The following is a 13,251-nucleotide window of genomic DNA, read 5'->3' as shown; positions in this document are numbered from 1 at the left end:
CATGTGTCTGTAAGCCCGTTGCCCCTGTTATGGACGCGCGGGCTTACCTATATCTGTAACAAGTGGCCCGAAATCATGGCGGCCACAGGATAATGATGGTTCCGACACAGGATTGCAGATACCCTGACCCAGATGAAACAGAATTCTTCGCGCCAGATGCCGCGTAAAAGCATCGTCCTTGCTGCCAGCGCGGCCCTGACCATGCTGCCGCTGCTGGCCCATCCCGATGTGGCTGACGCCCGTGCGGGTGGTGGCTTCTCCATGGGTAGCCGTGGCTCACGCACCTACAGCGCGCCCGCGCCATCACAGACCGCACCGTTTGGCGCGACCCCGTTCCAGCGCACCATGACACCCCGCCCGCAGCCCACGCCCGGCTATGGTGCGCAGGCGCCGTTTGGCGCGGGTGCCATGGCCATGGCGCGGCCCCGCCATCCGTTCATGAATGGCTTCATGGGCGGCCTGATCGGCGCAGGCCTGTTTGGCATGATGTTCGGGCACGGCATGTTCGGTTCCGGCATGGGGGGCAGCGGCTTCCTTGGGCTGCTGATCCAGTTGGCGCTGGTCTTCTTCATCGTCCGTTGGGCCATCCGCCGTTTTGCTGGCAACCGCGCCAATGGCGGCAATGCCATACCCTTCGGCATGCAGCGCCCGGCGGCGGGGCCGGTGCCACAGGGTGGTGGCCAGCAGCCGGTGGGCGTCGCCATTACGGCAGCGGATTACCAGGCGTTCCAGCAGGCGCTGATCAATATCCAGACGGCATGGAGCCAGCAGAACGTCGGGGCCATGCAGCACATGGCCACGCCGGAAATGGTGTCCTACTTCAGCAGCCAGCTAAACGATCTGGCCAGCCGTGGCGCACGTAACGTGGTGTCGGATATCCGGTTTGAGCGTGGCGACCTGGTGGAAAGCTGGCGTGAAAACGGCTTTGATTACGCCACCGTCGCCATGCAGTATTCCATGATCGACATCACCACTGATATGACGGGCCGCGTGATCGATGGCGATCCGGCCAACCGCACCACCGTAACCGAACTGTGGACGTTTGTCCGTTCGGCCGGGACGGGTACATGGCTGCTGTCCGCCATCCAGCAGACGCCGCGCCGCTAACCTGCGGTTCATGATCTGAAGGCGAAAAGGCCCGCATCACCTAATGCGGGCCTTTTTTATGACGGTCATGACCGGACTGCGGACGAGGGCAAGCAGACTGACGCCCCGTCCATTATGAAGATTCTGGCTACTGCCTTCCTTCACGAAAGGCGACGTTTGCCAAAGTTTTTTTCAAGAAAGCTTCACCAGAAACTTTCATTTTTATCAGTCTGTTATTTTGAAACGCGCCTTCATATAGGCGCAAGGCTGAGCGCATACAGAATGGCTGCCAGTGCCGAAAGCGTAATCGCCACGGCACGAATGCGCCCCTTGTGCCGACGCGCTGCCTCCTGCGCTTCCATCTGTGGTGTAACCTGCACCGCTGTTGCCTGATCCATCTGCCCGAACTCCCGTATGGATAAAAACTGCCCGATCAGTGGGCGATAAAGGCATGGTCGGCCAGCAGGCCAAGGAACAGGAAAAACAGGTAAGCCAGCGAATAGCGGAACGAGCGGCGTGCCGGGCCATCGCCGGTCAGGCTGACACCACTGGCATCCTGCCTGTCACGCAGCACACCGATGGCGCAGCAGATGAACCCGGCGCCCAGCACGCTGGCCACAGCCGTGTACAGCCAGCCCGCCAGATGCATGAAAGACGGCACCAGCGACACGGCGGTCAGGATGATCGTGTACCACAGGATCTGCCACCGTGTATGCCGTGCCCCGCGCACGACCGGCAGCATAGGGATACCGGCCCGACCGTAATCCTTGCACGCATACAGCGACAGCGACCAGAAATGCGGCGGCGTCCACAGGAAGATGATACCGAACATCACCACCGGCATCACCGCCATCGACCCGGTGGCGGCAGCCCACCCGATCATGGGCGGGAACGCACCCGCCGCCCCACCGATCACGATGTTCTGCGGCGTCGAACGCTTCAGCCACATGGTGTAGATGACGGCATAGAAGAAAATGGAAAATGCAAGGATGCCCGCAGCCAGGGCATTCGTGGCCAGCCACATCAGGATGACGGACGCCACCGACAGGCCGATCCCATAACCCAGCGCCGCATCGGGACTTACGCGCCCGTTGGGAATGGGACGGGTCACCGTACGCTTCATCACCGCGTCGATATCGCGGTCATACCACATGTTGATCGCACCAGCCGCACCTGACGCCATGCATATGCACAGGATGCTGACAGCCGCCACCAGCGGGTTGATCGGCCCTGGTGCCATATACAGGCCCGCCGCCCCGGTAAACACCACCAGCGAGATGACACGCGGCTTGAGCAGCACCAGCCAGTCACGGGCTTCCGTACCCACGCGGGCGGCGTCATAGGTAACGGGGGCGGTATCAGCCGCGTCGGGCGTTGTGATGGCGCCACTCATGCTCATGCATCTCCACGCGTGGGGGATGGCGTCTGCCATTCAGGGGTGCGTGCACCCGGTCCCCAGTAATTGGCAGGCAGTGACGTGCCGGGCTCCATGCCAACGCGGACGACGATCCCGGCAAACACCACGACTGACAGCCCCATCAGCACCGCCCCCATGACGCCAGGGAGACCATGGAACGCCATAAGCGACAGCATCGTTCCCCCTACCGTCAGCCCGAAATGGACACGACTTGCGCCCACCGGGGCGACATGGCCCAGCATCTTGCCAATCCAGTAATAAAAACCGGCGAACAGCGCGAACATGGCGGCATACAGCGTTGCCGCGTGCACATTCGCCATGCCGCCGGGCAGCAGCGACATGCCAGATCCCACCAGCAGCAACGCCACGAACCCTGCCCCCCATTCCATGGGAACCGAGACCTGCACATGTCCCGCCCGGACCGTGCGCGCCCATGCCAGCAGAACCGCCAGCACCGGCAGGACAATCAGCCCAAGCTGGACACTGACCGCAGGGGCCGCCATATGCGCCAGGCCACCATGCAGCAGGTCATGCACCCATACCGAGCCACCGCCGACCGACATCACGACCAGCGCACCCAGTACCACGCGCGGCATCTGCAGCGGCGCGCGGGAAAATGTTTCAATGACCTGTGACACGATCCCGATGGACGGCAGCAGCAGCAGCGCGATTTCAGGACCGGCGAAAACATGCAGCAGGCCGTCAATCTGCCCGGACATGTCTCCACCGGACAGCACGATGCGCGTCAGCCCACCCGCCAGCACCGGCATGACCATGACAGCCATCATGGCCGTCAGGCCCTGCGCCCATACGAATATGGGCATGTCACGCAGGCGCTGATCCATCGGCCCCATGTTCAGGACGGTGGCCACCATATTGATGGCCTGCAGCAGCATGCCAAGGCACCACACCATCAGCGCCAGCAGCGAGACCTGCGCGGGCACGGCGGGAGACAGCCCCGCCAGGACAGCCACGAAGCTGGCGGCGACCAGTCCCCACCCCACCAGCGCCATGCGCGGGAAAGCCAGCGCGCGGGCACGCAGCAGCAGCGGCACGAACCAGTTGCCGAAGCCGCCAGACAGGGCGGGCAGCACACAGAAGAACACCATCATCATGCCATGGCGGCGACCGATGCGCCCCGCGGCACCGGCGATATCACCCCCGGCCCATGCGTCGGTCAGCGTCTGGGGCAGCAATCCGGCCTGAAGGCCAACAGCCAGCAGGCCACCGACCATTCCAGCCACGATCGCCATGACGAGGTACAGCATGCCAACCGTCCTGTAGCCACAGGATCCGCCAGCCTCCCGCACCGCATCTGCCCCGAACTGTGTGCCTGTGGGCATACGATGTACTCCCTGCTGCCATGCGCCGGTGTCTGGCATGGCCAATCGTTACCATGATTTCATCATATACCGCGCCTTATACACAAAAACGACCCTGTGGGCCGCTCCTGTGGTCGCGCAATCGTCATTTCAGCCCTGTCACATGGACAGGGCTGGCAACCCCTGCGGGGCTTACGCCACCATGGGACTGGCGCAGCTATCCGCTTCACGCGGCAGCGTGACCAGGGTGAACAGCCCCGCGGGCGGCACTGGCTGCAACGTCGCGCGCCGCAGGTCAGCCGGCGGCAGCAGCGATTCAATGGCGAAATCGGGATGCCATCCCAGTGAATGCGATGCCCGCGCCATGCCGCGTTCAACCGCCAGCCGCACGCCACCCTGCGCCAGGAAGTGGTTGACGAACAGGATATGCCCGCCCGGCCTGACCACGCGCTTGAGTTCCGCCAGCAGCGCACGCGGATGCGGCACGACGGATGCCACGAACATCGCCACCGCGATATCGAACGTGCCATCGGCGAACTTCGTTGCCTCGGCATCCATTTCCAGCAGGTCGTCCACATTGGACAGGTGCTGCCGCCTTACGCGCAGGCGTGCGCGTTCCAGCATGTCACCGGACAGGTCGATGCCGGTAATATGCTTGTCCTTGCGGTAGTACGGCAGCGCCAGGCCCGTGCCCACGCCCACTTCCAGCACCCGTGAACCCGGCAGGCTGTTGACGGCTTCGACCGCACGCCTGCGCCCGAAGGCCGAAATGCTGCCGAATACGGCATCATACACGCTGGCCCAGCGACGGTACGCCGCCTTGACCGCAGCCGCGTCCAGCGCGGATTTGGGGGAAGGTATTTCCACGACTTTCTCGGCAGCCTCATCATGCAGAACGTCACTCATCAGGCTGCTCCCATGCCAAGGCCATGGAAGACGGCGCATCCGCCCCGCTTCCGTGCTGCATCCGCCATGATCAAATCCGTCCCGTTCTGCTGCATTACAATTCCACCTGACCTGCCCACGCGCCATCCGGCCCGTGCAACCGCCCGTAATCCCTGCCCGACGCCATGCCACATGGCACGACAGCCACGACCATCGTGCCTGCCACGGACACCGTTTTCCAATTCCTACGCGTCCACGCCGCCCGTGACCAGACGGGACACGATCGCATCCCATATCAGGCCCGCGGTATTGATACCGTCAAAACGGTCGATTTCCTGCAGGCCGGTCGGGGAGGTGACATTGATCTCGGTCAACCATTCACCAATCACGTCGATTCCGACAAAAATAAGTCCCTGTTCGCGCAGCATCGGGCCGATCGCATCACAGATTTCCCGGTCACGCGCGGTCAATTCCGCGCGCACCGGCCTGCCGCCCACATGCATGTTCGAACGCGTCTCCCCTTCCGCCGGGATGCGGTCGATCGCGCCCACCGGCACGCCGTCAACCAGGATGATGCGCTTGTCCCCCCGGCGCACGGCGGGTTCGTAACGCTGGATCATCAGCGGTTCCCGCGACCGGGCAAAATGCATTTCCAGCAGGGCGTTCAGGTTGGGATCGTCCTCCCGGATGCGGAAAACACCCGCGCCCCCGTTGCCAAACAGCGGCTTGACGATGATGTCACGCCACTTCGCGCGGAATTCCAGGATCGCCTTCACATCCCATGTCACCAGCGTGGGCGGCATGAGGTCGGGGTAATGCGTGACCAGGATCTTTTCCGGCGCATTACGCACGGCGGCGGGGTTGTTGACCACCAGCGCCCGGCCCGGCCCGATGCCGTGGATATGTTCAAGAATATGGGTCGCGGTAATATAGGCCATGTCGAATGGCGGGTCCTGGCGCATCAGCACCACGTCCATGTCCGCCAGGTTGATGACCTGTTCCGGCCCGAAGGTCGCATGGTCGCCTGCCCTGCGCCGCACCGTGACCGCACGGGCGCGGGCGGTGACGCGGTCGGTGCGCTGACCGCCCTGTGCCGCAGTCCGGCCTTCGCTCAGGCTCAGGGCCTCGACCTGATAGACAAACAGTTCGTATCCCCGGGCCTGCGCCTCCAGCATCATGGCGAAGGTGGAATCGCCATTGATATCGACACCGCCAAGCGGGTCCATCTGGACAGCAACCTTCAGGGGGCGAGACATGGGCGGGTTTTCTCCACGCGGAACAGGACCGGTTCGTGACGGCCGCCAGGGATCGGGGCCAGCCGGGAACAAACGTCATAATATGCCTTTGCCCCCACGGCCAGCCCCCTTCTTATGACGCGGATGGATAGGAAATGGCGAGGACCTCGATCATTTCCTCGCCACGCGGGGTGACCAGGCGGACCTCATCGCCCACGCCCGCGCGCATGAGCGCCCTTGCAACGGGGGAGACAAGACTGACCTGCCCCGCCGCCATGTCGGCCTCGTCCACGCCGAGGATAGTAACGGTCCGTTCTGCATCGCGTTCAGTGACATAGGTGACCGTCGCGCCAAAAAACACGCGGTCACGCTGCGGCTGGGCCGCCGGGTCGACAATAACGGCGTTATCGATGCGTTTGGTCAGGAACCGGATGCGGCGGTCAATTTCACGCAGGCGGCGCTTGCCGTACTGGTAATCCCCATTTTCCGACCGGTCGCCATTGCCCGCGGCCCATGATACGATTTCCACGATCTTCGGGCGTTCATCGCGCAGCAGGGCATTCAGTTCATCACGCATGGCGGCGATCCCGCCTGGCGTAATATAGCACGACAGGCCGCCCTTTGCCGGACCGTCCTGTTTCGTGGCCGATTGCGGCCGGGTTTTCAGCATCGTGCCACCGTCATGCGGATATGTCCCTCCATCACCTGTCCGGGGGCCAGCACGCGCACGCCGCTATCGGCAATGGTGCCGCGGTTGAAGCCATCATTCATGTTGCTGACCGGTTCAAGCCCGATATAGGGCAGTCCCGGCGGGGTAAACAGCACGAGGTGGGACAGTTCGGGGCTGCCTTCCACCGTCAGGGCGTATCCCGCCCGTGGCCAGCGCAGGAAGGCGCTGCCCGACCACCCGGCATAGCAGTTGTCGATCGGCGCATGCCCCGCGTCCCGCATATGCGCGAATGACCAGTCCCCTTCCGCCGGGATCCGCAGCAGCGGCAGATGGTCCGGCCCGTTGGTCCATACGCTGCTGGCGACAAACCCTATCTTCAGCCCTGAATGGCGGGGGAAATAGGGATGGAACCCCATGCCTACCGGCTGGTCGCGCGTATCGGTGTTTTCCAGCAGGATTCCGATCGACAGCCCCGCTTCATGCAGGTCATAGCGTAGCTGGGCGCGATAGCTGAACGGCCACTGGCCCGCATAGGCGCCAGACGGGGTGTGATCGAGGGCAAGGGTCGCGCTGCTGTCGGACAGCAGCGCGATTCGCCACCGGCGCTGCCATCCGTTGCCATGGATGGCGCAGTTTTCCCCCGCGAAGCTGGGGTCAAGATGATAGTCCACCCCTTCGAAACGGAAATGGTCACCCGCCACACGGTTGGAAAACGGCACCAGCGGATAACCCGCAACCGCGCGCCCGTGCTGGGCCACCAGATGCGGGTCACTGACCGGATGGAGGAATTCCATACCCGCCCCGTTGTGCCAGAACGCGATACTGCCCCCAAGGTCGGGCAGCAGGCCAAGGCGCATGCCGCCCGCGGTCAGTTCCAGCGTGGGGGACATGCTCCGTTCCCGCTGCCCGGTACAGGGCCGGGGCTGTCCGCCTGTCCTATCGTCCACGCCGCTTTCCCCTTCCCTTCGCCTGATCGGGATCATAGCCACCGCCACCCGGACCCAACGGCACCGGGCCACGGTTGCGCCGGGCTATGGCCTTCGGGCTGGTACCGGGACGACCCGCGCTGGACTGCGGCAGGGGTGGTGGCTCCATGCCCAGTTCGAGGGCCTCCAGCCTGCGGATTTCGTCGCGCAGGCGGGCCGCCGTCTCGAATTCCAGTTCGGCCGAAGCCGCACGCATCTTTTTTTCCAGATCGGCAATGGCGGCCTTGTAGTCCTTGCCCACCATTTCCTGCACGCTGCCATCCGCCGTGGGCGTGACGGTGACGTAATCCTGTTCGAATACCGAGGATATGGCCTCGCCAATATGCTTGCGCACCGACTGGGGGGTTATGCCGTGTTCCTCGTTCCACAGGCTCTGCTTTTCGCGCCTGCGGGCGGTTTCCTCGATGGCGTAGGCAAGGCTGTCGGTCATCTTGTCGGCATACAGCAGCACGCGGCCATCCACGTTACGCGCGGCACGGCCGATGGTCTGGATCAGCGACGTGCGCGAGCGCAGGAAACCTTCCTTGTCCGCGTCCAGAATGGCGACCAGCGAACATTCGGGGATATCCAGCCCCTCACGCAGCAGGTTGATGCCGATCAGCACGTCAAATGCGCCCAGCCGCAGGTCACGGATGATCTCGATACGTTCCAGCGTATCCACGTCCGAATGCAGGTACCGCACGCGTATGCCTGCTTCATTCATGTATTCGGTCAGGTCCTCGGCCATGCGCTTGGTCAGGGTCGTGACCAGCACGCGCCCTCCATCGGCAATGGTCTGGCGGCATTCGGCCAGCAGGTCATCCACCTGATGCTCGACCGGGCGGACAATGGTGACGGGATCGATCAGGCCGGTCGGGCGGATCACCTGTTCGGCGAACACGCCGTCCACACGCCGCATTTCCCACGGGCCGGGGGTGGCGCTGACGAACACGGTCTGGGGGCGGTAGGAATCCCATTCGGCAAAGGTCAGCGGCCGGTTATCAAGGCAGGACGGCAGGCGGAAGCCGAATTCCGCCAGCACGGATTTACGCGCATGATCCCCCCGTTCCATCCCGCCAATCTGCGGCACGGTCACGTGGCTTTCATCCACGATCAGCAGCGCATCCTCCGGCAGGTATTCAAACAGGGTTGGCGGCGGCTCCCCCGGCGCGCGACCGGACAGATAGCGTGAATAGTTCTCGATCCCCTTGCACACGCCCGTGGTCTCGATCATCTCGAGGTCGAAGGTGGTGCGCTGCTGCAGGCGCTCGGCTTCCAGCAGCTTGCCCTCTTCGGTGAAGCGGGCAAGCGTCTCGCGCAGTTCCTGCTTGATGCCCGTCATCGCCTGCGTCAGCGTCGGCCGCGGGGTGACGTAATGGCTGTTGGCATAGATGCTGATGGATTCGAGGTCGCCGGTCTTTTCACCCGTCAGCGGGTCGAATTCGATGATCTCGTCAATCTCGTCGCCAAACAGGCTGACGCGCCATGCCCTGTCCTCGTTCTGCACGGGAAAGACATCTATCGTTTCGCCCCGCACACGGAAGGTGCCACGCTGGAAGGCCGCGTCATTGCGGCGGTACTGCAGTTCGACCAGTCCCTTGATCAGCCTGTCGCGGTCAATCTCGCCGCCGACTTCCAGCTTGACCACCATGCGCGAATAGGTCTCGACCGAGCCGATACCATAGATGCACGACACCGAGGCCACGATGATGACATCATTGCGTTCCAGCAGCGCCTGTGTCGCGGCATGGCGCATGCGGTCGATCTGTTCGTTAATCTGGCTGTCTTTTTCGATATACGTATCCGACCGGGGCACATAGGCCTCGGGCTGGTAATAATCGTAGTAGCTGACAAAATACTCGACTGCGTTATCGGGAAAGAACTGCTTCATTTCCGCATAAAGCTGTGCGGCGAGTGTCTTGTTGGGGGCCAGCACCAGGGTCGGCTTCTGCGTCGCCTCGATGATCTTGGCCATGGTGAAGGTCTTGCCCGACCCGGTAACACCCAGCAGGACCTGATCACGTTCGCCCCCCTCCACGCCGCCGACCAGTTCGGCAATGGCCGTTGGCTGGTCGCCCGCGGGTTCATAGGGGGAATAGACCCTGAATTTATTGGTCTTGGGTTTTGCGGGCTGACGTTCGGGCTGGAACAGGACAGGCATGTCCGCCGGATCGATGTCAGTCGTCTTTTTCTTCTTGCTGCGCGATGCTGTTGCCATGGCTACAGACAGTGGGGACGCAACCGCCCCGACGCAAGAGGCCGGTGCGACCGGGGCGTCCCCATTTCCCTCAGTTCCGTGACCCGAGTGGCGCCGGCACCCGGGCGGTGCGCAGGGCTTCGGCCTGCCTGCGGGCCAGTGCGGCCTCGTTGAAATCACCTGCCAGTTCCTGGAACAGTTCGTGCCAGTTCACCTTGGCCTTCAGGCGCAGGAACACGCTGCCCAGCCCCACGGCGGACCGGTCCACCAGCACGAATTCACGCGGTGGCTGCACGCCGCCGGTACGCTTCAGGCCATTATAGACGCGTTCGGCCACGGCACGGCCATATTGCGGGTCGTTGTCTTCCTGAATGAACCGTTCCCGGTTATCCAGCAGCGGGCCATAGATGAAACGCGCCCATTCGTTCAGCACACGCACCGTATCAAGCGACAGGTTGGTGAAGCCCCATGCCTCATAGGCATGCATCGCCAGTTCCTCGTCATCCGTCTCGATCGCGCGGTGCAGGTCGATGATGCCCTGCACGAAGCGGGAGGGGAAAATCCGGATCGCGCCGAAATCCAGCAGGTTGATGCCGTAGTCGTCACGCACGGTGAAGTTGCCCATGTGCGGGTCGCCATGAATGACGCCATACCGGTACAGTGGCGCATACCACGCGCGGAACAGGGCGCGCGCCATGCGGTTGCGCTCCTCCTGCGTGGGGTTGGTGTCCAGCACTTTCTGGATGCCGCGTCCGTTGACCCATTCCATGGTCAGAAGGCGCGCGGTGCACAGCGCATCCACGGGCCGGGGAATGGTGATGTCCTCGAATTCCGCCAGCATAAGGTGATACAGCCGCATGTTCGCGGCTTCACGCAGGTAGTCCAGTTCCTCGTACAGCCGGTCCTGCAGTTCCTCCAGCACGTCATCCTGGCAGATCGTGCTGTCAAGCCTGTAGAACAGCCCCACCGCCATGCGGAACTGCTTGAGATCGGATTCGACGGTGGATTTCATGTCCGGATACTGCAGCTTGCACGCAACCTCGCGCCCGTCGGGCAGCACGGCGCGATGCACCTGCCCCAGACTTGCGGCAGCCGAGGCTTCCCGGTTGAAGGAGCGGAAGTTACGTTCCCAGTTCGGCCCCAGTTCGGCGGACATGCGGCGGCGGACGAAATTCCAGCCCATTGGCGGCGCATTGGCCTGAAGCTGCGCCAGTTCCTTGGCATATTCCTCAGGCAGGGCACCAGGAATGGTGGACAGAAGCTGCGCGCCCTTCATCAGCGGCCCCTTCAGCCCGCCAAGGACACTTTTCAGGTCCTCGGCATGGACGGACTGGTTGGAGCGGAAACCCATCTTGTGCCCGGCGATACGCGCGGCGATGCCGCCGACCGTCCCGGACGTGCGCACCATGCGGCGGAATTCACCAAACAGGCCGGTATTATCGATATTCCGTTCATCCGCCACGTCAGACACGCTCCAGTTCATCAATAAATCCGGCGATCACATCCAGTCCCTTCTGCCAGAAACCGGGGTCCGCCGCGTCCAGCCCGAAGGGGGCCAGCAGTTCACGGTGCCGCTTCGTCCCGCCTGCCTTCAGCATATCGAGGTACTTGTCCTGAAAACCCGGGTGACCGGACCGGAACACCCCATATAGCGCGTTTACCAGGCAATCACCAAAGGCATAGGCATACACATAGAACGGTGAATGGATGAAATGGGGGATATAGGTCCAGTACACATCGTAATCTGGCGTGAAGTTGAAGGCGGGGCCGAGGCTTTCAACCTGCGTCTGGCGCCAGATTTCGCCAATGCGTGCGGGCAGCAGTTCGCCGCGACGGCGCTCCTCATGCACCAGCATCTCGAAGCGGTAGAAGGCGATCTGACGTACGACGGTGTTGAGCATGTCCTCCACCTTGGCCGCCAGCATGAGCCTGCGGCGCGCGGGATCGGTCTGGGCATCAAGCAGCGCGCGGAAGGTCAGCATTTCGCCAAACACGCTGGCGGTTTCCGCCAGTGTCAGCGGCGTGCTGGACATAAGGTAACCCTGCTTTCCCGCCAGCACCTGATGCACGCCATGGCCCAGTTCATGCGCCAGCGTCATCACGTCGCGCGTGCGCCCACGATAGTTCAGCAGCAGGTAGGGATGCACCGATGGCACGGTAGGGTGGGCAAACGCGCCCGAGGCCTTGCCCGGCACCGGCGGCGCATCAATCCAGGCATGGTCGAAAAACTGCTTCGCCACCGTGCCCATGCGCGGGTCGAAGCCTTCGTACGCGGCCATGACCTGCTTTGTCGCCTCCGTCCACGGGATCAGCGGTTCATCCTGCGTGGTCAGCGGGGCGTTACGGTCCCAGTATTCCAGCTTTTCCAGCCCCAGCCACTTGGCCTTGAGCGCATAATAACGGTGCGACAGGCGGGGATAGGCCTCGGTCACGGCCTGCACCAGCGCATCGACCACGTCATCCTCGACCATGTTGGCGCAGTTGCGCGCCGAAGTCGGGCGCGGGTAATGGCGCAGCCCGTCCACGATGGCCTTGTCCTTGGCCAGCGTGTTCGTGATCAGCGAAAACAGCTTCACGTTGCGGCCCAGTTCATCGCCAATGGCGTGGGCGGCATGTTCGCGCACCGTGCGATCAGGGCTGGACATGGTATCCAGCGCATTGCCCAGCGTCGTGTCCTCGCCCCCCACGCGCACCCGCAGGCTGGCCATCGTCTCGTCAAACAGGCGGTTCCACGCGGCGGCCCCCGTGACGGATTTTTCGTGCAGGACGGCCTCGACCTCGTCAGACAGCTGGTAGGGCCGGAACACCCGCAGGTCACGCAGGAAAGGCGCCCAGTGCGCAAGCGCCGGATCGCTCAGCTGCGCGGACAGTCCGTCATCGGAAATGCGGTTGATTTCCAGCGTAAAGAACAGGAGATGCGTGGAAATGGCGGTCAGCCGTTCATTGACCGACTGCGCGAACCGCGCCACATCGGAATCCGATGTATTGGCCGCGAAAAGAAGCTGCGCATACGATCCCGCCCGGCCCAGCACTTCGTCAATACGCTGGTATTCGGCAATGGCCTGCGCCAGTTCACCACCCGGCACACTGGCCAGCCGCCCCTGCCACGCGCGCGCGAACGCCTGCGCGTCCTCATCCGCCTGATCGAGGTCGGTCGCAAGCTGCGGCGAATCCGGCCCGTCATACAGGTCTGACAGGTCCCAGCGCGGCAACCCGGCCAGTGCGGATGCGCCGCCTGATGACTGGCCTGCATCCCCATGCACGGGGGAAAGACCGGCTGCACCGGCCCGGGGGGCGGAAAAATACGCTTTGGACATAGATCGAGCACCAACCATCAGATCGGGCGAAGCCTGCGCACATGCGCCTGCGACGCGATTCCCATGTCGTGAATCTAGTGCGTCCCGGCGCGACGCGCGACCCCGCCCGTCGATATTCTGCCCTGAATACAGATGGGGCCGGACATTCCTGCCCGGC

11 protein-coding genes are annotated in these 13,251 nt (G+C 63.2%); 1 reads left to right on the top strand and 10 read right to left on the bottom strand.

The genetic code is table 11. The annotated features are described in order from the left end of the window. Positions 1 to 132 precede the first annotated feature (132 nt). On the top strand, positions 133 to 1,107 hold the full coding sequence (locus S101446_RS14690; protein ID WP_087608667.1) for a Tim44 domain-containing protein: 975 nt from the start codon (positions 133 to 135) through the stop codon (positions 1,105 to 1,107). 230 nt (positions 1,108 to 1,337) lie between these two features. Here S101446_RS14690 and S101446_RS17785 read toward each other — a convergent pair whose 3' ends face one another. From S101446_RS17785 to S101446_RS14645, 10 genes are all read right to left on the bottom strand, one after another. Continuing rightward, positions 1,338 to 1,484: a hypothetical protein gene (locus S101446_RS17785; RefSeq protein ID WP_010507692.1), complete on the bottom strand. Its 147-nt coding sequence runs from the start codon at positions 1,482 to 1,484 to the stop codon at positions 1,338 to 1,340. 35 nt (positions 1,485 to 1,519) lie between these two features. Then, positions 1,520 to 2,479, bottom strand: a complete 960-nt coding sequence (locus tag S101446_RS14685) for a heme o synthase (RefSeq protein WP_087608666.1) — start codon at positions 2,477 to 2,479, stop codon at positions 1,520 to 1,522. Between the two features lie 2 nt (positions 2,480 to 2,481). Further along, a complete protein-coding gene (locus tag S101446_RS14680) occupies positions 2,482 to 3,846 on the bottom strand; it encodes a cbb3-type cytochrome c oxidase subunit I (protein ID WP_244184284.1) in 1,365 nt (454 codons plus the stop codon). A 171-nt stretch (positions 3,847 to 4,017) separates the two neighbouring features. Beyond that, on the bottom strand, positions 4,018 to 4,731 hold the full coding sequence (locus S101446_RS14675) for a class I SAM-dependent methyltransferase (RefSeq protein ID WP_010507696.1): 714 nt from the start codon (positions 4,729 to 4,731) through the stop codon (positions 4,018 to 4,020). A 224-nt stretch (positions 4,732 to 4,955) separates the two neighbouring features. After that, a complete protein-coding gene (gene gshB, locus S101446_RS14670; protein WP_087608664.1) occupies positions 4,956 to 5,966 on the bottom strand; it encodes a glutathione synthase in 1,011 nt (336 codons plus the stop codon). A gap of 112 nt (positions 5,967 to 6,078) precedes the next feature. After that, on the bottom strand, positions 6,079 to 6,615 hold the full coding sequence (gene greB, locus S101446_RS14665) for a transcription elongation factor GreB (RefSeq protein WP_048849332.1): 537 nt from the start codon (positions 6,613 to 6,615) through the stop codon (positions 6,079 to 6,081). After that, positions 6,609 to 7,505 carry an aldose 1-epimerase gene (locus S101446_RS14660; protein WP_087608663.1) on the bottom strand — a complete coding sequence of 299 codons (897 nt, stop codon included), beginning with the start codon at positions 7,503 to 7,505 and terminating at the stop codon, positions 6,609 to 6,611. The genes greB and S101446_RS14660 overlap by 7 nt, the downstream gene beginning before the upstream one ends. A gap of 46 nt (positions 7,506 to 7,551) precedes the next feature. Continuing rightward, entirely contained in the window at positions 7,552 to 9,798 is a 2,247-nt protein-coding gene (gene uvrB, locus S101446_RS14655) for an excinuclease ABC subunit UvrB (protein ID WP_087608662.1), read from the bottom strand. 70 nt (positions 9,799 to 9,868) lie between these two features. Continuing rightward, entirely contained in the window at positions 9,869 to 11,260 is a 1,392-nt protein-coding gene (locus S101446_RS14650) for an ABC1 kinase family protein (RefSeq protein WP_010507702.1), read from the bottom strand. Then, complete coding sequence (locus S101446_RS14645) at positions 11,241 to 13,094, bottom strand: M3 family oligoendopeptidase (protein WP_087608661.1); 1,854 nt, start codon at positions 13,092 to 13,094, stop codon at positions 11,241 to 11,243. The genes S101446_RS14650 and S101446_RS14645 overlap by 20 nt, the downstream gene beginning before the upstream one ends. Positions 13,095 to 13,251 lie beyond the last annotated feature (157 nt).

The sequence above is a fragment of the Komagataeibacter europaeus genome (genome assembly GCF_002173515.1).
Taxonomy (GTDB): domain Bacteria; phylum Pseudomonadota; class Alphaproteobacteria; order Acetobacterales; family Acetobacteraceae; genus Komagataeibacter; species Komagataeibacter europaeus.
This window is presented reverse-complemented; position numbering and strand designations above follow the sequence as displayed.

Coding starts and splice junctions, on each gene's coding strand:
- uvrB (WP_087608662.1), bottom strand. CDS start 9,798: ATGGCAACAGCATCGCGCAGCAAGAAGAAAAAGACGACTGACATCGAT.
- S101446_RS14685 (WP_087608666.1), bottom strand. CDS start 2,479: ATGAGTGGCGCCATCACAACGCCCGACGCGGCTGATACCGCCCCCGTT.
- gshB (WP_087608664.1), bottom strand. CDS start 5,966: ATGTCTCGCCCCCTGAAGGTTGCTGTCCAGATGGACCCGCTTGGCGGT.
- S101446_RS14645 (WP_087608661.1), bottom strand. CDS start 13,094: ATGTCCAAAGCGTATTTTTCCGCCCCCCGGGCCGGTGCAGCCGGTCTT.
- S101446_RS17785 (WP_010507692.1), bottom strand. CDS start 1,484: ATGGATCAGGCAACAGCGGTGCAGGTTACACCACAGATGGAAGCGCAG.
- greB (WP_048849332.1), bottom strand. CDS start 6,615: ATGCTGAAAACCCGGCCGCAATCGGCCACGAAACAGGACGGTCCGGCA.
- S101446_RS14660 (WP_087608663.1), bottom strand. CDS start 7,505: ATGTCCCCCACGCTGGAACTGACCGCGGGCGGCATGCGCCTTGGCCTG.
- S101446_RS14675 (WP_010507696.1), bottom strand. CDS start 4,731: ATGAGTGACGTTCTGCATGATGAGGCTGCCGAGAAAGTCGTGGAAATA.
- S101446_RS14690 (WP_087608667.1), top strand. CDS start 133: ATGAAACAGAATTCTTCGCGCCAGATGCCGCGTAAAAGCATCGTCCTT.
- S101446_RS14680 (WP_244184284.1), bottom strand. CDS start 3,846: ATGCCCACAGGCACACAGTTCGGGGCAGATGCGGTGCGGGAGGCTGGC.
- S101446_RS14650 (WP_010507702.1), bottom strand. CDS start 11,260: ATGAACTGGAGCGTGTCTGACGTGGCGGATGAACGGAATATCGATAAT.